Below are 23,447 nucleotides of genomic sequence, written 5' to 3' on the forward strand. Positions count from 1 at the left end.
AAGACTAACCCCACATCGTTCAAATTTGAACGATGCGGGGTCATCAGTCATTCCCGTACCCACCCCGGAGCGGGGTCCGCCCGGGTCAGTGGGCGATCACCGGGATCTTCATGTCGGCTTCCTCGCCCTCGGCGACCGGGTCACCCGCACCCGGCTTGCCGGTGGTGATGAGGGTCAGGGCGATGAGCGAGCTGGCGACCAGGATGCCGACCGCCCACCAGATCGCGGAGGAGTAGCCCTCCACCATGGCCTTGGCCTGGATCAGCTGCGCCGCCGGGCCGCCCGCCGCGGCCTCGGCCGCGTGGTCGGTCAGGTACGCGGTCGTCGCGGAGGCGGCGATCGTGTTCAGCAGGGCGGTGCCGATCGCGCCGCCCACCTGCTGCGAGGTGTTGACCATCGCGGAGGCGACACCGGCGTCGGCCGGGTTCACCCCGTACGTGGCCAGGGACATGGCGGGCATGAAGGCCGTACCCATGCCGAGGCCCAGCAGCAGCTGCGCCGGCAGGATCAGCGCCGGGTAGGAGGAGCCGACCTCGAGCTGCGTCAGCAGCAGCATGCCGCTGGCGGCGACCATGAAGCCGGGGCCCATCAGCAGGCGCGGGGGGACCCGCGTCATGAGGCGGGCGCCGATCTGCGTGGAACCGGCGATCATGCCCACGATCATCGGGAGGAAGGCGAAGCCGGTCGTGACGGGCGAGAAGCCCTTGACGACCTGCAGGTAGTAGGTGAGGAAGAGGAACAGGCCGAACATCGCGATGACGGCGAGGCCCAGCGAGAGGTAGACGCCGCCGCGGTTGCGCTCCAGCAGGACGCGCAGCGGGAGCAGCGGGTTCTTCGTACGGGACTCGACGAGGACGAACGCGGCGAGCAGCACGGCGGAGGAGATGAACATGCCCACGGTGAGGCCGTCCGACCAGCCGGCCGACTCGGCGCGGGTGAACCCGTAGACGAGGGCGACGAGACCGGTCGTGGACAGCAGGACGCCGGGGATGTCGAGCGGGGCGCGGTTACGGCCGCCGGCCGGCTCGCGGATGATCATCCAGGCGCCGACGGCGGCGACGATCGCGAACGGGATGTTGACGAAGAAGGTCCAGCGCCAGTTCAGGTACTCGGTGAGGACGCCGCCGAGGATCAGGCCCACCGCGCCACCGCCACCGGCGATCGCACCGTAGATGCCGAAGGCCTTGGCGCGCTCCTTGGCGTCGGTGAACATGACGGCCAGCAGCGAGAGCGCGGCGGGCGCGAGCAGTGCGCCGAAGGCACCCTGGAGGGCGCGGGCGCCCAGCATCATGGCCTCACCCTGTGCGGCGCCGCCCAGCGCGGAGGCCAGGGCGAAGCCGATCAGGCCGACGATGAAGGCGTTCTTGCGCCCCCACTTGTCGGCTATGCGGCCACCGAAGAGGAGCAGTCCTCCAAAGGCCAGCGCGTACGCGGTGATGACCCACTGGCGGTTGCCGTCCGAGATGCCGAGGTCGGTCTGGGCGGACGGCAGGGCGATGTTCACGATGGTCGCGTCGAGGACGACCATCAGCTGCGCCAGCGCGATGAAGACCAGGGCCTTCCAGCGACTGGGATCGGCGCCGGTCAGCTGCGGGTTCGCGGCTGTTTTTGACATGGGGGTACCCACTCCATGGTGCGAGATGACTGATATGAGGTGATTCGGGCTGCTTTTACGACGCTAGAGGGTGCGACCCGGGGGCGTCACATGGTTTTCCGCCTCAGGTCCGCCAGGGTGATCGCCGAGCCCGGCAGTTCGGAGCGGGCCGGGGCCATCAACCCGTCGAGGAACAGCTGGAGATGGCGGTGGACGAAGACGTCCGCGTCGAAGCAGGCGGTGCCCGGGAGGGGGCGGCTGAGCTGCGACAGCGCGATCATCAGGTCGCCGACGCCGACGTCGGGGCGCAGGAGTCCGGACGTGCGACCGGCGGCCAGCAGGGCCTCGATCGACTCCTCCAACGCCTCGCGGGAGGCGACCAGTTCGGGGTGGTCGTGGTCGAACTCGCTGGAGAGGACGGGGCACAGGGCGCCGATCCGCTCGTCCGCCGCCGCGTGCGTGAACCGGCGCAGTGCGGCGAAGGCGTCCGGTTCCTCGGCGAGCGAGTCGACGGCCAGTGCGGTCACCCGGTCCAGGCCGAACAGCACGACGTGGTGGATCAGGGCCGGGCGGTCCGGGAAGTGCCGGTAGAGCGTGGCGTTGCCCACTCCGGCCCGGCGGGCGATCTCGTCGAGGGCGGCGGCGGGGCCGAACTCCACGAGCACGTCCCGGGCGGCTGCCAGGATGCGCTCGCGGTTGCGGACGGCGTCGGCGCGCGGGCGCGGGACCCCGTCCACGGAGGTACGGGCACGCGTGCCGGCCGCCCTGACCTTGCCCGCGGCCGCGCCCACGACCGCACACGCGCCGGCGCCCGGAGCGCCCGCGGCCGAAGCACCCGAAGCGCCCGCGGCACCCGCGGCCGAAGCCGGAGCCGTGAGGTCGAGGTCGACCTCCGGGCCCGGTACGGGCAGGGCCGCCGGATCGGTGGTTGCGGGGCTCTTCATGGACGGCTCCCTGGCAGGTGACGCGTACATCGGGCGGGTCGCTCGTTCGTTCTTCGTTCCGAAACGGGGAGCGGCTCCCCGGTTCGCAGGGACTCTGGTTCAAACGGGGAGAGGGTCCCCGCTTATTTCACTCTCCCGTGTGACCTGGGTCACACGACCTCAGGGCCTTCGTTCCCGTTTGGCCTCGCCCGACGCGCGAGCCCGCTCCAGCCGTCGGAGGGTGAGCCCACAGAGCGCAGTCCGGACCCGGCCGGCTGCCGCGGACCCGAAGGCCGATCTCCATGTCGCAGACGCGCCACCGGATACGCAAGCCAAGCCGAACCAGCGTGTACGTGGGCATCACCGCGCTGGCCCTCGGCATCACGGCTACGGCGAGCGCGGGCATATCCAGCCGCAGCCATTCGGCGGCCGGGCCGGTGGGCGCGACCAGCGCCGAATCGATGCTCGCGCCCTGCCGGATCGCCGGCGCGATGGGCGTGCAGATGTCCGAGGGGCTGCCGACGGCACCGGGGTACTCGCGCTCGACCGGCGAGGTCCGGGCGCTGAACCTGATGATCGACTTCCCTGACGCCAAGGGCGAGGGCACGGCGGCCGACCGGATGGCGGAGTTCTTCCCGCAGACGTCCGACTGGTTTCGCATCAGCTCGTACGGGCGGCTGACCTACCGGGCCGAGGCGCCCATAAAGAACTGGCTGCGGATGCCGATGCCGTTCGCGGCGTACGGGATCGAGCGGGGTTCCGCGTACGAGCCCGGCTACCGCCAGCTCGTCGAACACATCATCAAGGCCTCCGACGCCGAGGTCGATTTCTCCCGGTACGACCTGATAAACATCCTCGTCACCCCGAACGCCGGCCCCTCCGCGCTCGACACCGTCCTCTCCGTCACCTTCTCCGGCAACGGCGAGGCCCCGATGGCCGACGGCGTCCCGCTCGCCAACACGTCCTTCGTCTACAGCCGCCAGGACGACGGCTCCGGCTCCTACCGGGAGACCGGCTACCGCGTGCTCCCCCACGAGAACGGGCACGTCTTCGGCCTGCCCGACCTCTACACCGCCGACGGCGGCGGCACGGTGGGGCACTGGGACATCATGAGCGAGGACTGGGGCGCCAACAACGACCTGCTGGGCTGGCACAAGTGGAAGCTGGGCTGGCTCGACAGCAACCAGATCAGCTGCGCCGGGAAGTCCGGGGTCAGCGACCACGTGCTGACCCCGCTGGCCGTGGAGGGCGGCACCAAGCTGGCCTTCGTCCCCGTCTCCGAGAGCGCCGGGTACGCCGTGGAGGTGCGCACCCGCGCCGGGAACGACGAGGCCGTCTGCAAGCCCGGCGTCCTCATCTACAAGGTGGACTCCGACGTCGACACCGGCCGCGGGCCCGTCACCGTCTCCGACAGCTCCGGCGCGAGCGGCGGCTGCACCCGGCGCTCCAACGTGCACGCGGAGCTCTCGGACGCACCGTTCCGCCCGGGCGAGACCTTCACCGACGAGAAGTCCGGCATCAGCGTCTCGGTCGTGGGCGAGCTGCGCAACGGCAGCTACCAGGTCCGGGTCACCCGACCTTGAGCTCCGCAGGTGGAACGGGGCGGGGCGGGCACGGCCGTACGGGCACGGCCGTACGGGCAGGCGCCCCGGCCCCGGCCCCGAACCGGCCCGGGCCCGAACCCGGGCCGGACGGCCGGAACGGGCCGAGCGGCCGAAGCAAGTGCTGACGGTCGGCCCGCCATGTTCCGACCTACGGCCCCCCGCCGGGCCGGACCCGTACCCGCATGGTTGGGAACTAGCCGTGTAACGCCGAGTTAAGGAAACCCGTGAAGGCCTTCGCGCTGCGCCGTACCGGCGAGCCGCCCGCCGTGCTGGAACGACCCGTCCCCCACCCCGGGGCGGGCCAGGTCCTCGTACGCACCACGGCAGCGCTCATCTGCGCCTGGGACGGGCACACCGCCGCCGGGGCCCCCACCGGGCTCGGGCACGAGGCCGTCGGCGTCGTCGAGGACGTCGGCCCCGGGGTCTGCCCCTCCTACGTCGGCCGGCGCGTCGGCGTCGAGGGCCACGGGCGGCTCGCCGAGTTCTTCCGCGCCCCCGCGGCCGGGGCCGGGCTGGTCGCACTCCCCGACACCATCTCCGACCACCAGGCCCTCTACGCGGCGGGCGCGCTCCCGACCGGCTTCGCCGCCGCCGAGGAGTCCGGGCCGCCCCCGGGCGGGAGCGTCGTCGTATTCGGCCAGGGCGCCGTCGGGCTCAGCGCGACCATCGCGGCCGGCCGGCTGCGCGGGGCCCGGGTCATCGCCGTGGAGCCGGAGATGAAGCGCCAGCGCCTCGCCCTGCGGTTCGGGGCCGACGTGGTGATCGACCCGGCCTACGAGGACACCGCCGAGCGGATCCTGGAACTGACCGGCGGCGCCGGCGCCGACCGCGCGATCATGGCGACGGCCGCGCCCGCCGCCGCGAGGGCCGCCCGCGAAGGGCTCTCGGGGAGCGGGAAGATCACGTACGCCCGCTGCCGGCCGCCGCAGAGCAGCGGGGCGCGGCTCGCGAGGGCGCTGCACCTGATCGGGGACGGGCTGGTGGACCCGACGGTGATCACCACGCACGAGTTCCCGTTCGACCGTGTCGGGGAGGCCTTCGGGCGGCTCGCCGCCAAGGAGCCCGGCATGATCAAGCCGGTCATCCTTTTTCCCCGACCGCACGCCTCCTCCCCCGCCGGCGACCACAAGGAGATCCGCCCGTGACCAGCACCCCCGAAGAGCGCCTCGCCGCCGCCGGACTGAAGCTCCCGCCGACGCCCTCGCCGGTCGCCGTCTACGTCCCCGCCGTACAGAGCGGGCACTACGTGTACTCCTCCGGCCAGCTCCCGATGGTCGACGGCGCGCTCCCCCTCACCGGGAAGGTCGGCGCCGAGGTCACCCCGGAGCAGGCCAAGGAACTGGCGCAGCAGTGCGCGCTGAACGCACTGGCCGCCATCATCTCCGTCGCCGGGGACCTGTCCGCCGTCAAGCGCGTGGTCAAGGTGGTCGGCTTCGTGGCCAGCGACCCGCACTTCACGGGACAGCCCGGCGTGCTCAACGGCGCGAGCGAGCTGCTGGGCACCGCCTTCGGTGACGCGGGCATCCACGCCCGCAGCGCGGTCGGGGTGAGCGTGCTGCCGCTGGACTCCCCCGTCGAGGTGGAGATCCTCGTCGAACTGCACGCTCCGATGGGCCTCTAGGGCTTCGCTTCCGTCGGGGCCGATCGGCGCCAGCTGGGAGAGCCGACAGTCACCGATCCCACGAACCGGTGCGCTCGGACTCACCCCGATTTCCGTCGAATTACCCCAACGTAAAGGCCTGACCTGCGATGCAGCGGGAAATCCTCGCAATCGTGAACCCTGTGGAACATGGCAAAGTGGGGCCATGAGGCTGCGTGATCTGCTGTCGTCCGATGAGACCCAGGCGCCTGCGGACCCGCGTCCGCTGCGCCTGCTGCGCCTGCCCGGCGGCGAGCGGGACCTCGACCGGCCCGTCCTCGGAACGGTGACCATCGACCTGCCCGACCCCGGGCGCTTCGTGTCCCCGGGGGACCTGGTGCTGTCCGGCCTGGCCTGGCACGGCCGGAGCGCGGGGGCGGACGCCGGTGCGGGTACGGATGCGGGGGCCGGCCGGTCCGACGCGTTCGTCCGCGTGCTCGTGGAGGCGGGCGCCGTGGCGCTGGGCGCGGGAGAGGCGCAGTTCGGGTTCGTCCCGGACGATCTGGTGGAGGCCTGCGCCCGGTACGGGCTGCCGCTGCTCGCGGTGGGCGTGGAGGTTCCGTTCACCTCGGTCACCGAGTACGTGGCACGCGGCCGGACCGAGGAGCGGATCGGCGGCCTCGCCGCGCTCGTGGACCGGCACCGGCGCTTCAGCACCCGGCAGCAGGCCGGGGCGGGGTCCGAAGCCCTCCTCGAACTGCTGCTGGCCGAGCTGGACCTGCGCGCGCACATCCTCTCCCCGACCGGCCGGCAGATCGCGGGCGCCCGGCCGCCGCTGCCGGAGAAGACGGCCTCGGCGCTGGCCGGGCGGTTCCTGGCCGCCGAACGGGAGGGCGAGCGGGCACCGCACCGTACGGTCGCGCGCGGGACGGCCTTCTCCCTGTTCCCGGTCCGCTCCGGGACCGGGGAAGGGGACTCCGCTCCCCGTGCGGCGCTGACCGACTGGCTGATCGCCGTCGAGGCCGACTGCACCGACTGGAACGACGAACGCGTCGACCTGCTGCACCAGCTCGCGCGGCTGGTCACGGTGGAGCGCGGCGGCCGCGACACCGACCGCACCATGCGGCGGCGCGCCGCCGAACGGCTGCTCGCGCTGGTCGGCTCGGCCTCCGCCGGGGAGGGCCGGCAGTCGCCCTTCGAGGAAGAGGAGGCGGCGGCCCGGCTCACGGCGGGGGCCGCCGGGGCCACCGGGGCCGCGGGAGCCACCGGTCGGGAAGGCCCGCTGCGCTGGCAGGCCGTATCGGCCCAGCTGGAGACCAAAGGGCAGCACGGGTCGCCCGTAGCGGCGTCCGTACGCGGGCTGCTGGAGGAGGTCCTGCTGCATCCGCGCTGCCTGGGGCCGGACGCCGGTCTGCGGATGGCCGTGACGACCGCGGACGGGGCCGGATCCGGGTCCAGGTCCGGGGACGGGGTCGAGGCCGTGGCGTTCGTACTCGTCAGGGAGGACGCCCGCCTGACCCCCGATGCGGTCGAACGGGTCACCGGCGGCTCGCTCGCGCGCGGGCTGCGGGCCGGGCAGCGGCTGGCCTTCGGCGTCAGCGACCCGGTGGGCGGGGCCGCGGAGCTGCGGCACGCGCTCGCGCAGGCCCGTAACGCCCGTCAGGTCGCGGCTCCTTCACAGCCGGTGGCCGCCTGCGGGCCGGACGACCTCGCCGCGCACGTCATGTCGCTGCTGCCGCTGATCCCGGCCGAGGTCCGGCGGGAGTTCAGCCGCCGGCTGCTGGCCCCGTTGACGGACTACGACCGGCGCTACGGCTCGGACCTGGTGCCCACCTTGCGGTCCTTCCTCGAACACGACGGCTCCTGGGCGCGCTGCGGTGAGGCGCTGCACCTGCACGTGAACTCGCTGCGCTACCGGATCAGCCGCATCGAGGCGCTGACGGGGCGCAACCTGAGCCGGCTCGAGGACAAGATGGACTTCGCGGCGGCCCTGCGGATGGGCTGATCCCCGCCCGGGTTAGCCTCTCGGTCCGTACGAAGATCATCGGCACGGCACCGAGGGGGATCCCCGTATGACCCGCCACATCGAGTTCGAGCGACTGCACAACTTCCGTGACCTGGGGGGCTATCGCACGGCGGACGGCTCCGCCGTCGCCTGGGGAGCCCTCTACCGGGCGGACTCGCTCGGCAAGCTCGCGGGCGCCGACTGGGACCGGTTCCTGGACCTCGGCGTGCGTACGGTCATCGACCTGCGCTACCCCCGGGAGATCGAGGCGAAGGGACGGATTCCGGAGCCCGAGCGGTTCACGTACGCCAACCACAGCATCGAGCACCGGCCGTACGACCAGGCCGAGATCGACCCGGACACCGACCCCTGGCGGTTCCTCGCCGACCGGTTCGCCGAGGTCGCCGAGGACGGGGTGGCGGAGATCCGCGCCGCGATCGAGCTGCTCGCCGAGGGCCCGGGCCCGGCGGTCTTCCACTGCACCTCGGGCAAGGACCGCACCGGCCTGATCGCCGCGCTCGTCCTGGCCCTGCTCGGTGTGGACGAGGAGCAGATCCTCGCGGACTTCGCCCTGACCGAGCTGGCGACCGCCCGGCTGACGGCCGACTGGCACACCGCCAACCCGGGCCGCACGATGCGCTGGCCCTCGTACGGCCGGGCGCCCGCCGAGGTCCTGCGCCTGACCCTGACCGATCTCGCCACCCGCTACGGCTCGGTCGACTCCTACCTGACGGACGAGGTCGGCATCACCCCGGCCACGACGGCACGGCTGCGGGACCGCTTCCTGGCGCGGTGAGGCCTTGTTGACGCGGTGGGGCCTTGTGACGTGGTGAGCTCGTGTGACGCGGTGGCCTCAGGCCTCCTGCGTCCGCGCGTCGATCTCCGCGATCAGGCCCTCGATGAGGCCCTTGATCTCGTCCCGGATGGGGCGTACGGCCTCGACGCCCTGACCGGCCGGGTCGTCCAACTGCCAGTCCAGGTAGGTCTTTCCGGGGAAGTAGGGGCAGGCGTCCCCGCAGCCCATCGTGATGATGTAGTCGGACGCCTGCGCGGCCTCGGGGGTGAGGACCTTCGGCTTCTGGCCGGAGATGTCGATGCCCAGCTCGGCCATGGCGGCGACCGCGGAGGGATTGATCCGCTCCCCGGGTACGGAACCGGCGGAGCGGACCTCCACGCGGTCGCCCGCGAGGTGCCGCAGGAAGCCGGCGGCCATCTGCGACCGGCCCGCGTTGTGGACGCAGACGAACAGCACGGAGGCGAGCGGGGTGGCGGACATCGGTTCTTCCCTCGTGGTGGTGCCGGTGGCGAACGGTGTGAAAGTATCAGCACATGCTGACATCAGCCACCACTGACTTGTTGCGGGTGATCACCGACCCGGTCAGGTTCCGGATCGTGACGCTGCTCGCCCACGAGACCCTCTGCACCACCCACCTCGTGGAGGAGACCGGCGCCCGGCAGACGAACCTCTCGAACCACCTGAAGGTGCTGCGCGAGGCCGGCGTCGTCGAGACCGAGCCCTGCGGCCGGTTCATGTACTACAAGCTGAAGCCCGAGGTCATCGAGGCCCTCGCGGAATCCTTCGGCGAGCTGGCCGCCACCGCTCGAGCCACCCACGGGTCGAACCGAAAGCGGGCCTGCTGATGACCACGGACGCGCCCGTCCGCGGGGGCGGCCCGATCGTCGCCAAGCTATCCACCCTGGACCGCTTCCTCGCGGTCTGGATCCTGCTGGCCATGGCCCTCGGTCTCGGCCTCGGCCGGCTGGTCCCCGGCCTGAACGACGCGCTCGCGAAGGTCGAGATCGGCGGCATCTCGCTCCCCATCGCGGTCGGCCTGCTGGTCATGATGTACCCGGTGCTCGCCAAGGTCCGCTACGACAAGCTCGACTCCGTCACCGGCGACCGCAAGCTGATGGTGTCCTCGCTCGCCGTCAACTGGCTGGTCGGCCCCGCCGTGATGTTCGCGCTTGCCTGGATCTTCCTGGCCGACCTGCCCGAGTACCGCACCGGCCTGATCATCGTCGGGCTGGCCCGCTGCATCGCCATGGTCGTCATCTGGAACGACCTCGCCTGCGGCGACCGGGAGGCCGCCGCCGTCCTGGTCGCCCTGAACTCGGTGTTCCAGGTCCTCGCGTTCGGCCTCCTCGGCTGGTTCTACCTCGACCTGCTGCCCGGGTGGCTGGGCCTCGGCGAGGGCGAGCGCCTCGACATCTCCATGGGGAAGATCGCGCTCAACGTCGTCTTCTTCCTCGGCGTCCCGCTGCTCGCCGGGTTCCTCACGCGCCGGATCGGGGAGCGGAGGCTCGGCCGTGACGCGTACGAGTCGAGGTTCCTGCCGAGGATCGGCCCCTGGGCCCTGTACGGCCTGCTGTTCACGATCGTCATCCTCTTCGCCCTCCAGGGCAGGACCATCACCTCGCAGCCCGTGGACGTGGTCCGCATCGCGCTCCCGCTCCTCGTGTACTTCGCGGTGATGTGGTGCGGCACCTTCGCCCTCGGCAAGGCCATCGGCCTCCCCTACGACCGCACCGCGACGCTCGCCTTCACGGCGGCGGGCAACAACTTCGAGCTGGCCATCGCGGTCGCCATTGCCACTTTCGGCGTCACCAGCGGTCAGGCGCTGTCCGGGGTGGTCGGGCCGCTGATCGAGGTCCCGGTGCTGATCGGGCTGGTCTACGTATCGCTGGCGTGGCGCGGGAGGTTCGGGTCGGCGGGGTGACCGCGGGGGCGGCCGTAGCCGACTCCGCGGGCTCAGTCGATCCGCGGGCTGCGGCGCTCCAGCAGGACGACGTCGCGCCACACGCCGCGGTGTCGGCCGATGCGCACGCGGGTGCCGACGCCCCGGAAACCGGCCCGCTGGTGCAGGGCCAGGCTCGCGGTGTTCTCGGGGAAGATCCCGCACTGGATCGTCCAGATGCCCGCCGCCTCGGTCGAGGCGATCAGCACGTCCAGCAGGGCGCGGGCGACCCCGCGGCCCCGGGCGCCGGGGTGGACGTAGACGGAGTGCTCGACCACACCGGCGTAGGCGCTCCGGTCCGAGACCCTGGACGCGGCGACCCAGCCGAGCAGCTTCCCGTCCGGGCCCAGCGCGGCGAAGCGGTGCTCGGTCAGCCTCCCCGCGTCGAAGGTCTCCCAGGTGGGGGCCTCGGTCTCGAAGGTGGCGTTGCCCTCGTCGATCCCCGCCCGGTAGATCGCCAGGGCCTCCTCCGCGTGCGCCGGGGTCAGCGGTTCGATACGCAGGCTCATGCCGCGCCCGCCCGGGTCAGCAGGGCGCCCATGGCGGCGAGGACGGCGGGCTCCACGCGGTAGTAGACCCAGGTGCCGCGGCGCTCGGAGGAGAGCAGGCCGGCGTCCTTGAGCTTCTTCAGGTGGTGGGAGACCGTCGGCTGGGAGACGCCCACGTCGGAGATGTCGCACACGCACGCCTCGCCGCCCTCGTGCGAGGCGACGGCGGAGAACAGCCGCAGGCGCACCGGGTCCCCCAGGGCCTTGAACATCACCGCGGTCCGCTCGGCCTCCTCGGCCGTCAGCGGGCGCTCCGACAGGGGCGGGCAGCAGGCCGCGACGGCCTCCGGCTCCAGCAGCGGCAGGGCCTGGGAAGGGGACATGCGCCCATCGTCCCCGGAACTTAGAGGGATGTCTATGTTGACGAACGTCGATACAGGGTGTCAGCCTGAAGACATCAAGACATCGATGAACGTCGAAACAGCGACGTGGTCGACCGGAACCGTCCCGTCAGGGGAGTCCGTCGTGAACGCATCCACATCCGCATCCACCCCCACCTCCGCCTCCGTATCCACCTCCGACGGAGCCCTGCCCGTCGTCGTCATCGGGGCCGGCCCGATCGGCCTCGCGGCCGCGGCGCGGCTCGTCGAGCGGGACATCGAGCCGCTCGTCCTGGAGACGGGCCCCGCCGCCGCCTCCGCGGTCCGCGCGTGGGCCCACGTACGCCTCTTCTCCACCTGGGGCGAGGTCATCGACCCGGCCGCCGAGAAGCTCCTCGCCGACACCGGCTGGACCGGACCGGACCCGGCCGCCTACCCCTCCGGCGGCGACTGGGCCGAGCTCTACCTCCAGCCGCTGGCCGACGCCCTCGGCGAGCGCGTCCGCTACGGCGCGACCGTCACCGGCGTATCGCGCGCCGGCCGGGACCGCACCGTCGACGCCGACCGCGAGGCGCAGCCCTTCGTCGTCCACCACACCACGGCCGACGGCTCCGAGGCCCGCGTCCTGGCCCGCGCCGTCATCGACGCCTCCGGGACCTGGTCCGGCCCCGGTCCGGCGGGCGGCAGCGGCCTGCCCGCCCTCGGCGAGCGCGCCGCGGGCGACCGCGTCTCGTACCGGGTCCCGGACCTCGGCGACCCGGCCGTCCGGGCCCGTTACGCCGGCAAGCGGACCGCCGTGATCGGCTCGGGGGCCTCCGCCTTCACCGCGCTCGCCGGCCTGGCCGCCCTCGCGAAGGAGCAGCCCGGTACCCACACCGTCTGGGTCCTGCGGCGAGGCCTCTCCGGTGCCACCTTCGGCGGCGGCGCAGCCGACGAGCTCCCCGCCCGCGGCGCCCTCGGGCTCGCCGCGAAGGCCTCCGTCGACGACGGCCACGCCGACGCGGTCACGGGTTTCCGCACCGAAGCCTTCGCGCGGGACCGCGACGGGCGCCTGGTCCTCGTGGGCGAGGACGGCCGCCGCCTCGACGCGCTCGACGAGGTCATCGTCCTGACCGGCTTCCGCCCCGACCTCGCCTTCCTCGGCGAACTGCGCCTCGGCCTCGACGAACGCCTCCAGGCACCCCTCGCGCTCGCCCCGCTGATCGACCCCAATCAGCATTCCTGCGGCACCGTCTACCCCCACGGCGCCGCCGAGCTCTCCCACCCGGAGAAGGACGTCTACCTCGTCGGCATGAAGTCCTACGGGCGCGCCCCCACCTTCCTGGCCCTGACCGGCTACGAGCAGGTCCGCTCCGTCACCGCCGCCCTCGCGGGCGACCACGAGGCCGCCGGCCGTGTCGAGTTGACCCTCCCGGAAACCGGGGTCTGCGGCGGAGCCGGACTCTTCGACGAACCCACGGCAGCTGAGGAATGTGTGAGTCAGGGCTTGGGGGCCCGCGGGAAGTAGTCGGGTGTTGCCGAGACCGCTGCGGTCGCCGCCTGGACTCGTCACCCTGGTCAACGCGGCTCGCGGCCGCTCCGCGAGCACCACAGGCAGCGCCTCAGGTCCGCATCACCCCGGCTACGACTCCACGGCTGAGCACCCGCTTCCTGATCGGCTGACCCGATCCGTGGGAGCGGATGCGGCTGCGGGACCCTGACGGCATGAACGCGGAAGAGATTGCTGTCCTCATCGCCCGAGCCGGTCACCGGGACCCCGACCTCCGTGCCGAGGTGGCAAGCGAGCTGGCGGCCGGGGCCCTGTCGGGGCGGGCGGACGATCCACTCCTGCCGGCCCTGATCCGCCTGACCTCCGCCCCCGAGGCTCAGGTGCGCGAGCAGGCCACCTTCGCGCTGGGGCAGCTGGCCGAGGTGGACGATCGGGACATCAGGGCGGCCCTGTGGCTGCGGGTCGGCGACGAGGACCCGGAGACGCGCGAGGAGGCCGTACGCGGTCTGGCCGTGCGCCGGGATCCGGGTGCGGTGCCGCTGCTCGCGGCACTGCTCGAGGAACCGACGGCGTACGTCCAGACGTTCAACGCGGCGGCGGTGCTCGGCGATCCGGGGCTGCTGCCCTCGCTGCGGAAATACGAACCGGCGGATCCCGGCGTCGGCGAGGCGCTCGCGGCCTGCGACCCGGCAGTCCGGGAACGCCGCGATGCCGCCGCGTGGGCGCTGCTGGACGCGGTCTACGCCCTGCTGCCCTCGGTGGACGCAGCTCTCTCGACGTCCCGGTTCGAACCGGATCCGACCCTGACCCTGGTCACCGCCCAGGGGCGTGCGGTGACGTGGAACGCTCGTACGCTGCTCGTCCGCGCCGACTGGGACCCTCGCCGGGCGGCCGTGCTGGTCGCAGAGGCTCTGTGAGCGGATCTCTCCCGGAAAGCCCCGTGCCCCCGCAGCGGGGTCGACGTACCGGTGTGCGCGCTGACGACGCCGTACGGCGTGTAGCCGTAGGTGCCGGTGATCGCGCCCGCGGTGTCGGTCAGCGCGCGCGTGGAGCCGAGCTGGTCGTGGAAGTACCACTGGGTACCGGTCGCGTTGATCTGGGAGACCGGGGTACCACCGGGGTCTTCTGGTGCGGGGCTCGCGTAGTGGGCCGATGGTCACCAGGCGTCGAGCCGGACCGCGTCGACCCCACCTCCGCCGACGCCGAGACCGCGGAAGGCCTCACCCGATCCCCCAAGAACTGAGCCGCAGAGCCCCGTCCTGATCCGCTACCCTGTCCCTGGGCTGCCCTTGTGGCAGCCCAGGACCTCGCCGAGGCGAGCCGGACTCTCACACAGAGTGTTCAGCCACGTTTCACGCAAGGCCCGCCTTCGTAGCTCAGGGGATAGAGCACCGCTCTCCTAAAGCGGGTGTCGCAGGTTCGAATCCTGCCGAGGGCACAACCTGCAAGGCGCTGACCTGGGATTTCTTCCCAGCGAGGCGCACTATTCGGCCCCGGACTCCCCGTCCGGGGCCGTTTGCGTGAGCGGTGCGTGAGCGGACGTGCCATCGGGCTCCGGGATTCCCACCGACGGAGCGGCATGATCCGGCACGGTCTCCGGTTCATTTTCGGAACACCCGACCGCCTTCGCGGGGGCTTCCTGACCGGCTGTCCGGGCGCGCGGTACGAGCCTGGCCGCGGCCTCGGCGATCGCGAGGTCGGCCTCGGGGAGCAGGCTCGTGTAGGTGTCCGCTGTGATGGTGATCGAGGAGTGGCCGAGCATCTCCTGGATGTCCTTCAAGTCGGCCCCCGCCGCATGGGCCAGCGTCGCCGCGCCGTGGCGCAGATCGTGGAGGCGGACCGGCGGGAGCCCGATCTCCTCGTACAGCTCGATGAAGCGACGCGTGACGTTCGCGGGGTGGAGCAGCTCCCCGTTCTCGCGGGTGAAGACCCGGCCCGTCTCCACCCAGGCACTCTTCCACTGGGCGCGGGCCACGTCCTGCTGGGCCCGGTGGCGCCGCAGGGCGTGGACGGTGTCGGAGTCGAGCGCGATGGTGCGGGCGCCGGCGTCGGTCTTCGGGTCGTCCTCGTAGACCTCCCAACCGTTGACGACGAGTTGCTTGGCGACCGTGATGAGGCCTGCGTCCAGGTGGGTGTCGGTCCATCGCTGGCCGCAGGCCTCCCCGCGCCGCAGCCCCCGGAAGGCGATCAGGTGGAACAGCGCGTACAGACGGTCCTCGGCGATGTGGTCGAGGAAGAGGCCGGTGTGTTCCGGCGTCCAGACCATGACCGGCGAAGGCTTCTCGCCGGTCCGCTTCCAGTGCAGGATGCGTTCGTCGGTCCAGACGAGCGCCTTCGGCCGCTTGCCCGCCTCCAGGTCGACATGCGCGGCTGGGTTGAAGGTGATGAGCTGCTGGGCGATCGCGGCGTTCAGCGCGGCCCGCAGCGTCGAGCGGACGCGCTGGCGCGTGGACGGTCCCACAATGCGCCGGTAGGGGTCCATCTCATCGATGGCGGCCTTTATCGCCTTGCGTCGGGTGCGGTGGTCTCGCCCCTTCCAGGGGATCAGGGCGAGGTCTTCGACCGCCTTCCGGCGCGCGGAGTTCCCTTCGGCGATTTCGACGTTCGCCTCGGCGATCGCGTCGAACATCTCCGTCAGGTGGATGACCCGGAGCCGGTCCAACCGCAGGTGCCCGATGCGCGGCCTGAGGTGCACACGAATGTTGCTCTCGTCGCGGCTGATGGCGCTCGGCCGCCCCTTCTTCCCGGAGAGCCACATGTCCAGCCACTCGCCGACCGTCAGCCGACTGGTCAGGTCCAGCCCATGGCTCAGGCGCCGCCGAGTTGCCTCGATCTCGGGGAGCGGAGCCTTCTCGTCGGCGACCAGCTCCAGCAGGTCCGCTAGCCGGGCCAGGTTCTCGGTGTCGTCGATCTCGGCCAGGCCCAGGAGGGCGCGTATGTGGTCGAGGTCGGTTTGGGCGGCCTTGAGGGTCTCGTAGCCGGCGCGGCTGAAGGAGCGGCGGGCGCCGTCCTCGCGGGGCGGGAGCTCCTGGCGGATGGAGTAGGAGCCGTGCTTGCGGCTGCTGAGCTTGGGGCAGGCCTTGCCGAGCGGCTTGCCGGTATTCGCATCGCGGCAGTAGCAGCGGCGGTGGGTGGAGCCCTTCAATCGGTGTCTCTTTCGTAGCCTTCGGGTGGGTCGACGTCGACGAGTTCGTCCGGCAGGTCGGGGAGCGGATCGCCGTCCGCGTAGATGTCGCTGCGCACTTGGTAGAGCTCGGCTTTCGCCCGCTCGGTTCGTTCGGCGAGGTCGGCTTGGGTGCGCAGGGCCTTCGCCTGTTCGATGCCATCGGCCGTGCTCTCGGCCGCCCTTCGCTGGCGCTCTTCGCTGTGCACGGCGAAGAAGGCCCTCTCCACCGCAGTGCGGTGGGCGACATGGTGGCGAAGCATGCGGTGGTCGGCCCGGAAGTCCTCGTTGAGGCCGGCGAACCAGCTCATGGCCTGTGCGGTGTCGACCGGATACGTGAGCGGGAGCTGCTGGACCTCCTCCACGTACCCGACCGGGTAGATCAGGCGGATCGGGTGGGTGTACAGGGCTTCGGCCAGCACCATCACCTCGACCAGTGGCAGGACCGCGCGTCGGCCCGACTCCATGTTGGCGATGACGTTGCGGGGGATCGGGAAGCCGATCGCCTCGCACCGGTCGGCCAGGTCCTGGGCACTCCACTTCAGCTCCTTCCTCCGGCGGCGGACTTCGCGGGCCACGTCGGCCATGACCCGGTCCGCCCATTCGGGGACGTCGTCCTCATCTCCATCATCGAAACGATTTTGTGTCATGGGGACACATTTTCTTCTTCATGCTTAGTAATCAAGGCCCGGAGACGAATGCGAGGACGTGTTCGCCGTGGGCTGTGAGGACAGGAGCGCCCACATGCGTGATGACGAGACGGCCGGCCAGCCGAAGGGAATGAGCCGGGAGCAGCTGCTCGCCCTTCCGGTGGCCATTGACCTGGACACGGGCAACCGCGCCCTGGGGCTCGGGCGGAGCAAGGGGTACGAGATGGCGAAGCGCGGCCAGTACCCGTGCAAGGTCCTGCGGTTCGGCAACGCCTACCGGGTGGTGACCGCCGACCTGTTGAACCTGCTGGGACTGGCCGCATGACAGCGCGGCACCGCGCCGTCGGATTCTGCGCGGAGCTGACACGGAATCGCTGGACTGTGGCAGGGGTCGTACGTACTGTTCGTGTTCCCCCGAGCCAGGTAACTACCTCCGAGCGAGGGCGGATTGCCCTCCGCGCATCGCGCCCGGCGGGCCCCGATACACCCCACACCCCCAGCCGCGAAGCGCGGACCACCCGGTACCCGGGCGCTGCTGCATGCCCATGGCCACCGAAGAAGGAGCTGCCCCTTGGACCTGACCCCCATGTCGACCGATGCCGAGCCGACCCCCACCGCCTGGCCTGTGACAGCGATACCCGGTCAGCCGGGCGTCCACCTGCAAGATCCCGCACAGGGAGCGGAGGAAGAGCCGCCTTCCGCCCCTCAGCCCCCGAACCAGACTGGTCTCGCAGCTCCCCAGCCCATCGGCCCCGAAAGCCTGGGCGAGCAGGTCCTCGGTGATCTACGTGCCGAGATCGAGCGGTACGTCATCCTTCCGAGCGCCGAGGCGCTGACAGCCGTGGCCCTGTGGGTGGCGGCGACGCATCTGCAGACGGCGTGGCAGCACGCGCCCCGACTGGCCGTGGTCGGTCCGGCGAAGCGGTGCGGCAAGTCACGGCTGCTGGACGTGATCACCGAGACCGTTCACGATCCGCTGGTCACGGTGAACGCCTCTGCGGCCGCGATCTTCCGGTCGATCACCGCGACGCCACCCACCCTCTTGGTCGACGAGGCCGACACCCTGTTCGGGTCCGCGAAGGTCGCGGAGAAGAACGAGGAGATGCGGGGGCTCCTCAACGCGGGCGCCCAGCGCGGTCGGCCCACCCTGCGGGTCTCCGGGCCCAACCACGAGGTGACGAAGTTCCCCACCTTCGCCATGGCGGCCCTCGCCGGCATCGGCGACCTGCCCGACACGATCATGGACCGGTCGGTGGTGATCCGGATGCGCCGCCGCAGGCCTGGCGAGAGCGTGGCGGCATTCCGCAGCGCACGCGACATCCCCGGGCTGAACGCCGTGCGCGACCGGCTCGCTGCCTGGCTGACCCCGCTCCACTCCGAGGCGACGGGGCTGCAACCCTCCATGCCGGTCGAGGACCGGGCCGCCGATACCTGGGAGCCACTGGTCGCCGTCGCCGACCTCGCGGGCGGCCCGTGGCCCGACCTCGCACGCACCGCCTGCCGGGCGATGACCAAGCACGAGGCGGACCAGGACCAGGACAACAGCGGCCTGGGAATCCGCCTCCTCGCCGATATCCGCCACGCCTTCGAAGCCGAGGGCAATCCGCCGGTGATCCGCACCAGCCGCCTGCTCGACATCCTGAACAAGGACGACGAGACGCCCTGGCCGGAGTACACCGCCAACGGCCTCACACCGCGCGGCCTGCAGATCCTGCTGAAGGACTACGGCATCAGCTCGGCCAACCGCCGCTTCCACGGCGACGTCCAGGCCAAGGGCTTCACCCGCCAGCAGTTCACCGACGCCTGGGCACGCTACTGCCCCGCGACCCAGCCGGAACCCGCCACCCGCGCCTGACCCGCCACCACCCGTCGCGACCCGTCGCGTCGCAGGTCAGACCGGTTACGAGTCGCAGGCCCGCAACGAGTCGACTCGACATCACCGCCCCACCCGTACCTGCCCTGAACAGGCACGCGACGAGTCGCAACGGGTCCCAGCCTTCCCAGACGGCGGCCTCACCATGCCCTGCCCGCGAAGGCGCAGGCCGCCGTCCCACCCCCTTGGAGAAAACCCGCTTGTCCGCACCCGCCACCCCAGCACCCACCACGATCGGGGTCACCGCGATCCGCCTGGGCATCACCCTCCTCGGCGTCACCGCCTTCGCCCTCTCGTACGCCGCCCTGCGCCAGATGGCAGTCGCCACCCACATCCCCGGACCGCTCACGTACGCCTTCCCCCTCGTGATCGACGGGTTCATCGCCATCGGCATCGGCGCCCTCCTGCTCCTGCGCACAGCCCCCATGCGGGCCCGCATGTATGTCTGGGCACTGGTCGGCCTGGCCACCGCAACCAGCATCTGGGCCAACGCCCTTCACGCCGTCCGCCTCAACCAGCAGGTCCGCCACGACGGGCTTCACCTGGACGACGTGACCGTCGGCGCCCTTTCCGCCATCGCGCCCCTCGCCCTGGCCGGCGCCGTCCACTTCTACTTCGTCACCCGCCATCACCAGGCCCAGCACGATCCCGCCGTCCCCCTGGCGGAACAGGCCGAGGAGCAACCGCCAGTACCGCCCAGCGACAGCAAGGGGACGGCGCAAAGCCCGCCGGCCACCGAGGCGGATGCCCCGAAGCAGTCCGCCAAGCCCAGAGGTCGCCGCCCTGCCGCCAGCGACGAGCAGCTCGTCTCCATCGGACGCACCGTCCCGCGAGGACCCGACGGGCTGATCCCCCGCAAGAGGTTCGAAGCCGCCGTCCGGAAGGAGGGCTACCCCGTCGGCAAGGACCGGCTGGTCGGGGCGATGGACGTACTCCACGCGGAATCTGCCGACACCACTGCCTGACCGGCCGAGCCTCCACTGCCCGCTCCGCACCAACCAGCACATGGCGGGGCTGTTCTTGGCCGACCTCGCCCTCACCACCACAACCCCGACCGACCCAGGAGATCCCCATGCACGATCACCCGCACGAACTCCCCACACCATCCGGGCTGATACCGGCCAGCACAGCCCCAGACCAGGCAGCAAGGTATGGCGTTGGACCGTCCAAGGGCCGGTCCAACACGGCCTTCGCCCCAGGGGTGGCGGAGGCAGGGCTCCGGCGCGAGGGCGCACCGGAGGGGGAACCGGACGTGCCCGCCGTCGTGCGCGCTGCTGATGAAGCCGCGCTCTACCGCGTTGCCCGCCGCCGTGCCCGCGAAGGCGTGCAGCGCACCCAGCGCGTCGACGTCCGCTACAGCGTCATCGAGAAGCGGTCGATCCTCGCCGAGGCCCGCCGCCTCGGCCTGGCCGGCGCTCACCTGGTGGGCGCGATCGTCATGGCCTACCTCCACGGCGGCTTCGCGGTACCCGGCCAGCGCACCTCCTTCGACGACCTGATCGACGAGCTCGCCGCCCTGCGCGCGGAGATCGCCCCGATAGGCAAGAACGTCAACCAGATCGCCTACAAGCTCAACTCCGGAGGCCGTCCCCATCCTGTGGACAGCGCCGTCCTGGCCCAGGCGGAACGTGTCCTGGCTCTGGCCCGTACCGCGGCCAAGGCGATCGACCTCGCCGCGAAGCAGGCGGCCGTATCGAAGCGGGCGGCCTGATTGATCGCGAAGATCGCCAAGGCCGGCAGCAGGACCCGCGGCGTCCTGAACTACCTCTACGGACCCGGCCGCGCCAACGAGCACACCGACCCCCACCTCGTGGACTCCTGGGACGGCTTCGCCCCCGACCCCGAACGCGACCCGAACGCCACCCGCGCCCAACTCGCCACCGCCCTCGACCTGCGCGTAGAGCAGGCCGGCGACCGGGCCCCGAAGGCACACGTGTGGCACTGCTCCGTCCGAGCCGCACCCGAGGACCCGATCCTCACCGACGAGCAGTGGGCGACGATCGCCCGCCGGATCCTGAACGCCACCGGCATCGCCCCCGCAGGCGACCCCGACGCCTGCCGCTGGATCGCCGTCCGCCACGCCGAAGACCACATCCACATCGTGGCCACCAAAGTCCGAGGAGACCTCCGCGAGCCCCGGCACTGGAACGACTACCTGCACGCAGACAAGGAATGCGCCGCGATCGAGAAGGAGTACGGCCTGCGCCAGGTCCCGCGCGGAGACCGCACCGCCGCCAAACGCCCCACCCGCGCAGAGAAGGAAAAGGCCCGCCGCACCGGACACGCCACCACCCCGCGCGAACGCCTGCGCACCACCGTCCGTACCGCCGTGGCCGCTGCAACCAACACCGAGGAGTTCTTCACCATCCTCCGCGGCACGGGCGTACTGGTGGACATCCAGCACTTCCCCTCCGGCGACACCCGTGGCTACAAGGTCGCGCTCCCGGACGACAGCAGCGCCAAGGACGAACCCGTCTGGTTCTCCGGCTCCACCCTTGCCCCCGACCTCTCCTACCCGAAGATCGCCGAACGCCTCCGCCCCACCGACACCGCCCCCACAGGCCGGCGCCCGGAGCGGCAGACGGCGTGGCACCAGGTCACAGAAGCAGCCACGCTCATCCCCAAGGTGCTCGACCAAGCCGACGAGGCCACGGGGCAGGCGCACATCACGGTGCTCGCCGAAACCCTCGACGCACTCGCCTTGATCGTCCCGGCGGGATACAAGCCACAGCTCGCCCAAGCCGCCGCGGCCTTCGAGCGGGCCAGCCGCTCCCGGATCCGCGCCCGCCACCAGCAGGCCCAGGCCACGCGTCGGGCGATCAAGGCGATCGTGCGTGAACCCGCCCCGAAAGACGGAGCCCTTCTCGCGGTCCTCCTCGACGCCGTCCTCCTGGCCGTCGTCGCAGCCCAGCACTGGCACCACATCCGCCACCACGACCAGCAGGCCGAAGCCGCCGACCAGGCAGCCGGATACCTGCGTACCACTCTCAGGACCGCTGCCATGGAGCCGCTGCGCACCCTGTCCCAGCGCGGCCGTCTCCTCACGGGGCCTGTCCTTCACCGGCAGACGGCTGCCCTGCACCGTTCACTCTCGGAACACTCCGAGCGAGTGCTGGCCGAGCCCGGCTGGCCCGCACTCGCCACCACCCTCGCCGACGCCGAAGCCGCCGGTCATGACCCAGCCGCCTTGCTCACCGAAGCGGCAGGTCAACGGGACCTGACAACGGCCGCATCCATCAGCGAAGTGCTGGTGTGGCGTCTACGGCACCTCGCCGAACTGCCTCTTCAGCCCGCCCCAAGGCGGCCGCCGGCGACGCCGCCCACAGCTGGCGCAGCCCAACCGACTCAGCAGCGCCGCACGCGCTGAGCCCGACACCCCACCCGACAAGGAGCCCATCCTGAAGACCCACCCCTTCGCCGCCATGTTCCCGATGCTGAACGAGGAGGAGATGCACGACCTCGCCCAGTCCATCAAGGACGAAGGCCTCCTCAAGCCGGTCGTCCTCGACCCCGACGGCGTCCTCCTCGACGGCCGCAACCGCCTCGCCGCCTGCGAGATCGCCGGGGTCGAACCCCACTTCACGACGTACGACGGTGACGACCCGGTCCGCCTGATCTTCAGCGCGAACATCGTGCGACGACACATCAGCCAGGGCCGGCGGTCCATGATCCTCGCGATGGCCCGTTCCTCTTCGGAACACTCCCTGCGCACCCACGCGAAGCTCCACGCCATCAGCCTGACCAGGCTCTCCAACGCCACCACCGTCCTCAAGCACGACCCCGAGCTCGCCGAGAAGGTCCGGGTCGGCACTGTCCGTCTCGACGCCGCGTACCAAACCGTCCGTCGGCGCATGGAACAGGTCGCCGCACTCCTCGCCCTGCAGGATCGGCTGCGCCAGCACGCCCCCGACCTCGCCGACCAGGTCATCGAAGAGAGCCTCACCCTCGAAGAGGCGACCGCCGCACTTGACCAGCGGATAGAAGAAGAGCGACTCCGCCTGCGCATCGAAGAGGTGGACGCGATCATGCAGGCCGATGGGACCACCGCGCTCCGGCTCACCCAGCGCGCCACGCAGGGTGAGCTCACCTGGCAGGCGGCCCATCAGCTGGCCGAACAGCACTACTCCCGGCGGGAGGACGCCATTCGGCGAACCCAGCAGGCGCTCGAACAGATCGCCACGCACTGGGCCGAACTGGAAGAACTCGCAATCCGCCTGAACACGCCCTACGCCCAGGAGGTCTTCGGGAGCCTTACCCCGACAGCACGCACGATCGCCACCCGCCTGAGCATCAGGGCCTGACCGCATAGACACCGCTGGGTCCGACGCGTTTCAGCGTTGGCCCCAGCGCCATGTCCTCATGGCTGTACGGCGAGACCTGCGCCCTCCTGGCGTCGCGCTGCCGCGCCGCGTAGCGGCAGTACCTGTGCCTGCGCGCACGCCCACTCCCTGGCATCGCTGAGGTGGCTCTGGCTGAGCCCGGTGTGGGGGTCGGGCTGGATGAGCAGGGTGGGGTAGCCGCGGGCGGTGCGGGCCGCTGCCCAGGTGTGGTCGAGGGCGGTGAAGTCGTCGTCGATCCAGATGGCCGGGGCTGTGCTGAGCCAGGGGTCGACGTGGTCGCGTTTCCAGAGGTAGCCGTTGGGGTGGCTGGTGGTGATCTGGGGGCAAGGCAGATCGAGGTAGGTGAACTCGGGCAGGCCCAGGATCGGACCGATGATGCTGGTGGCGTCCTTGCGCCAGCTCGTGCACCACACCGGGGTGACGAGGCCGCTGGCGAGGAGGCCGGCCAGCGCGGCCCCGTGGTCGGGGTTGAGCCAGATGGGGACGGGGTCGTCGGGGTGCCGGCCAGTGGGCAGGACGGTGTGGCGGACGTGGGTGGGCGGGGTGCGGCCGTCTGCGGCCGGGAAGGGTATGAGGACGCCGTCGATGTCCAGGAGGAGGTAGGGCAGAGTCATTGGTGCCTCC

The 23,447-nt window shown here is 71.5% G+C and carries 23 protein-coding genes and 1 tRNA gene; 16 read left to right on the forward strand and 8 right to left on the reverse strand.

What is annotated here, in order from left to right:
* Positions 1-85: 85 nt before the first annotated feature.
* Both OG435_RS19635 and OG435_RS19640 read right to left on the reverse strand, forming a co-directional pair.
* Positions 86-1,615 carry an MFS transporter gene (locus OG435_RS19635; protein WP_266878314.1) on the reverse strand — a complete coding sequence of 510 codons (1,530 nt, stop codon included), beginning with the start codon at positions 1,613-1,615 and terminating at the stop codon, positions 86-88.
* A gap of 86 nt (positions 1,616-1,701) precedes the next feature.
* Positions 1,702-2,331 (reverse strand): TetR/AcrR family transcriptional regulator, encoded by a 630-nt coding sequence (locus OG435_RS19640; RefSeq protein ID WP_430625767.1) that lies wholly within the window; start codon positions 2,329-2,331, stop codon positions 1,702-1,704.
* 488 nt (positions 2,332-2,819) lie between these two features.
* Between OG435_RS19640 and OG435_RS19645 the strand changes: the two genes are divergently transcribed.
* The 5 genes from OG435_RS19645 to OG435_RS19665 all read left to right on the forward strand — a co-directional run bounded on the left by OG435_RS19645 (position 2,820) and on the right by OG435_RS19665 (position 8,501).
* Positions 2,820-4,100 carry a M6 family metalloprotease domain-containing protein gene (locus OG435_RS19645; RefSeq protein ID WP_266878318.1) on the forward strand — a complete coding sequence of 427 codons (1,281 nt, stop codon included), beginning with the start codon at positions 2,820-2,822 and terminating at the stop codon, positions 4,098-4,100.
* Positions 4,101-4,345: 245 nt separating this feature from the next.
* Positions 4,346-5,266, forward strand: a complete 921-nt coding sequence (locus tag OG435_RS19650; RefSeq protein WP_266878320.1) for a zinc-binding dehydrogenase — start codon at positions 4,346-4,348, stop codon at positions 5,264-5,266.
* Positions 5,263-5,742, forward strand: coding sequence for a RidA family protein (locus tag OG435_RS19655; protein WP_266878322.1), 480 nt, complete (start codon positions 5,263-5,265; stop codon positions 5,740-5,742). The genes OG435_RS19650 and OG435_RS19655 overlap by 4 nt, the downstream gene beginning before the upstream one ends.
* Before the next feature lie 184 nt (positions 5,743-5,926).
* A complete protein-coding gene (locus OG435_RS19660) occupies positions 5,927-7,705 on the forward strand; it encodes a PucR family transcriptional regulator (protein ID WP_266878324.1) in 1,779 nt (592 codons plus the stop codon).
* Positions 7,706-7,772: 67 nt separating this feature from the next.
* Positions 7,773-8,501 carry a tyrosine-protein phosphatase gene (locus tag OG435_RS19665; protein WP_266878326.1) on the forward strand — a complete coding sequence of 243 codons (729 nt, stop codon included), beginning with the start codon at positions 7,773-7,775 and terminating at the stop codon, positions 8,499-8,501.
* A gap of 57 nt (positions 8,502-8,558) precedes the next feature.
* On the opposite strand, the gene OG435_RS19670 is transcribed toward OG435_RS19665, so the two are convergent.
* Positions 8,559-8,981, reverse strand: a complete 423-nt coding sequence (locus OG435_RS19670; protein ID WP_266878328.1) for an arsenate reductase ArsC — start codon at positions 8,979-8,981, stop codon at positions 8,559-8,561.
* Between the two features lie 53 nt (positions 8,982-9,034).
* Between OG435_RS19670 and OG435_RS19675 the strand changes: the two genes are divergently transcribed.
* Complete coding sequence (locus tag OG435_RS19675) at positions 9,035-9,346, forward strand: ArsR/SmtB family transcription factor (RefSeq protein WP_266878330.1); 312 nt, start codon at positions 9,035-9,037, stop codon at positions 9,344-9,346.
* Positions 9,346-10,422, forward strand: a complete 1,077-nt coding sequence (gene arsB / locus OG435_RS19680) for an ACR3 family arsenite efflux transporter (RefSeq protein ID WP_266878332.1) — start codon at positions 9,346-9,348, stop codon at positions 10,420-10,422. The genes OG435_RS19675 and arsB overlap by 1 nt, the downstream gene beginning before the upstream one ends.
* A 32-nt stretch (positions 10,423-10,454) precedes the next feature.
* Here the strand turns inward: arsB and OG435_RS19685 are convergent, their stop codons facing one another.
* On the reverse strand, positions 10,455-10,949 hold the full coding sequence (locus tag OG435_RS19685) for a GNAT family N-acetyltransferase (protein WP_266878334.1): 495 nt from the start codon (positions 10,947-10,949) through the stop codon (positions 10,455-10,457).
* The gene (locus OG435_RS19690) at positions 10,946-11,311 is read right to left on the reverse strand and encodes an ArsR/SmtB family transcription factor (RefSeq protein WP_266878336.1); all 366 of its coding nucleotides are present in this window, start codon (positions 11,309-11,311) and stop codon (positions 10,946-10,948) included. Before OG435_RS19690 ends, OG435_RS19685 begins: the two co-directional genes overlap by 4 nt.
* A gap of 28 nt (positions 11,312-11,339) precedes the next feature.
* Here OG435_RS19690 and OG435_RS19695 point away from each other — a divergent pair, with 28 nt between their 5' ends.
* The 3 genes from OG435_RS19695 to OG435_RS19705 all read left to right on the forward strand — a co-directional run bounded on the left by OG435_RS19695 (position 11,340) and on the right by OG435_RS19705 (position 14,235).
* Positions 11,340-12,815, forward strand: a complete 1,476-nt coding sequence (locus OG435_RS19695; RefSeq protein WP_430625657.1) for an NAD(P)-binding domain-containing protein — start codon at positions 11,340-11,342, stop codon at positions 12,813-12,815.
* 197 nt (positions 12,816-13,012) lie between these two features.
* A complete protein-coding gene (locus OG435_RS19700) occupies positions 13,013-13,714 on the forward strand; it encodes a HEAT repeat domain-containing protein (RefSeq protein WP_266878338.1) in 702 nt (233 codons plus the stop codon).
* Between the two features lie 448 nt (positions 13,715-14,162).
* A tRNA-Arg gene (locus OG435_RS19705) sits at positions 14,163-14,235 on the forward strand.
* A gap of 45 nt (positions 14,236-14,280) precedes the next feature.
* Here the strand turns inward: OG435_RS19705 and OG435_RS19710 are convergent.
* Both OG435_RS19710 and OG435_RS19715 read right to left on the reverse strand, forming a co-directional pair.
* A complete protein-coding gene (locus OG435_RS19710) occupies positions 14,281-15,942 on the reverse strand; it encodes a site-specific integrase (RefSeq protein WP_266878339.1) in 1,662 nt (553 codons plus the stop codon).
* The gene (locus tag OG435_RS19715; RefSeq protein ID WP_266878341.1) at positions 15,939-16,610 is read right to left on the reverse strand and encodes a helix-turn-helix domain-containing protein; all 672 of its coding nucleotides are present in this window, start codon (positions 16,608-16,610) and stop codon (positions 15,939-15,941) included. The genes OG435_RS19710 and OG435_RS19715 overlap by 4 nt, the downstream gene beginning before the upstream one ends.
* A gap of 94 nt (positions 16,611-16,704) precedes the next feature.
* Here OG435_RS19715 and OG435_RS19720 point away from each other — a divergent pair, with 94 nt between their 5' ends.
* The 6 genes from OG435_RS19720 (at position 16,705) to OG435_RS19745 (ending at position 22,784) form a co-directional block, all read left to right on the forward strand.
* Positions 16,705-16,935: a hypothetical protein gene (locus OG435_RS19720; RefSeq protein WP_266878343.1), complete on the forward strand. Its 231-nt coding sequence runs from the start codon at positions 16,705-16,707 to the stop codon at positions 16,933-16,935.
* 246 nt (positions 16,936-17,181) lie between these two features.
* Positions 17,182-18,465 (forward strand): DUF3631 domain-containing protein, encoded by a 1,284-nt coding sequence (locus OG435_RS19725; RefSeq protein ID WP_430625658.1) that lies wholly within the window; start codon positions 17,182-17,184, stop codon positions 18,463-18,465.
* Between the two features lie 218 nt (positions 18,466-18,683).
* On the forward strand, positions 18,684-19,448 hold the full coding sequence (locus tag OG435_RS19730) for a DUF2637 domain-containing protein (protein ID WP_266878345.1): 765 nt from the start codon (positions 18,684-18,686) through the stop codon (positions 19,446-19,448).
* 287 nt (positions 19,449-19,735) lie between these two features.
* On the forward strand, positions 19,736-20,194 hold the full coding sequence (locus OG435_RS19735; protein WP_323187851.1) for a plasmid mobilization relaxosome protein MobC: 459 nt from the start codon (positions 19,736-19,738) through the stop codon (positions 20,192-20,194).
* Positions 20,195-21,850, forward strand: coding sequence for a relaxase/mobilization nuclease domain-containing protein (locus tag OG435_RS19740; protein ID WP_266878348.1), 1,656 nt, complete (start codon positions 20,195-20,197; stop codon positions 21,848-21,850).
* A 55-nt stretch (positions 21,851-21,905) separates the two neighbouring features.
* Positions 21,906-22,784: a ParB/RepB/Spo0J family partition protein gene (locus OG435_RS19745; RefSeq protein WP_266878350.1), complete on the forward strand. Its 879-nt coding sequence runs from the start codon at positions 21,906-21,908 to the stop codon at positions 22,782-22,784.
* Between the two features lie 56 nt (positions 22,785-22,840).
* Here the strand turns inward: OG435_RS19745 and OG435_RS19750 are convergent, their stop codons facing one another.
* On the reverse strand, positions 22,841-23,437 hold the full coding sequence (locus OG435_RS19750; RefSeq protein WP_266878352.1) for an HAD domain-containing protein: 597 nt from the start codon (positions 23,435-23,437) through the stop codon (positions 22,841-22,843).
* Between the last annotated feature and the right edge of the window lie 10 nt (positions 23,438-23,447).

Source organism: Streptomyces sp. NBC_01264 (assembly GCF_026340675.1).
GTDB lineage: Bacteria > Actinomycetota > Actinomycetes > Streptomycetales > Streptomycetaceae > Streptomyces.

Bases quoted from the DNA above. Each gene is read 5' to 3' on its own strand.
- OG435_RS19635 (WP_266878314.1), bottom strand. From the start codon at position 1,615: ATGTCAAAAACAGCCGCGAACCCGCAGCTGACCGGCGCCGATCCCAGT.
- OG435_RS19645 (WP_266878318.1), top strand. From the start codon at position 2,820: ATGTCGCAGACGCGCCACCGGATACGCAAGCCAAGCCGAACCAGCGTG.
- OG435_RS19660 (WP_266878324.1), top strand. From the start codon at position 5,927: ATGAGGCTGCGTGATCTGCTGTCGTCCGATGAGACCCAGGCGCCTGCG.
- OG435_RS19665 (WP_266878326.1), top strand. From the start codon at position 7,773: ATGACCCGCCACATCGAGTTCGAGCGACTGCACAACTTCCGTGACCTG.
- OG435_RS19670 (WP_266878328.1), bottom strand. From the start codon at position 8,981: ATGTCCGCCACCCCGCTCGCCTCCGTGCTGTTCGTCTGCGTCCACAAC.
- OG435_RS19675 (WP_266878330.1), top strand. From the start codon at position 9,035: ATGCTGACATCAGCCACCACTGACTTGTTGCGGGTGATCACCGACCCG.
- arsB (WP_266878332.1), top strand. From the start codon at position 9,346: ATGACCACGGACGCGCCCGTCCGCGGGGGCGGCCCGATCGTCGCCAAG.
- OG435_RS19685 (WP_266878334.1), bottom strand. From the start codon at position 10,949: ATGAGCCTGCGTATCGAACCGCTGACCCCGGCGCACGCGGAGGAGGCC.
- OG435_RS19690 (WP_266878336.1), bottom strand. From the start codon at position 11,311: ATGTCCCCTTCCCAGGCCCTGCCGCTGCTGGAGCCGGAGGCCGTCGCG.
- OG435_RS19695 (WP_430625657.1), top strand. From the start codon at position 11,340: ATGTCTATGTTGACGAACGTCGATACAGGGTGTCAGCCTGAAGACATC.
- OG435_RS19700 (WP_266878338.1), top strand. From the start codon at position 13,013: ATGAACGCGGAAGAGATTGCTGTCCTCATCGCCCGAGCCGGTCACCGG.
- OG435_RS19715 (WP_266878341.1), bottom strand. From the start codon at position 16,610: ATGACACAAAATCGTTTCGATGATGGAGATGAGGACGACGTCCCCGAA.
- OG435_RS19720 (WP_266878343.1), top strand. From the start codon at position 16,705: ATGCGTGATGACGAGACGGCCGGCCAGCCGAAGGGAATGAGCCGGGAG.
- OG435_RS19745 (WP_266878350.1), top strand. From the start codon at position 21,906: ATGTTCCCGATGCTGAACGAGGAGGAGATGCACGACCTCGCCCAGTCC.
- OG435_RS19750 (WP_266878352.1), bottom strand. From the start codon at position 23,437: ATGACTCTGCCCTACCTCCTCCTGGACATCGACGGCGTCCTCATACCC.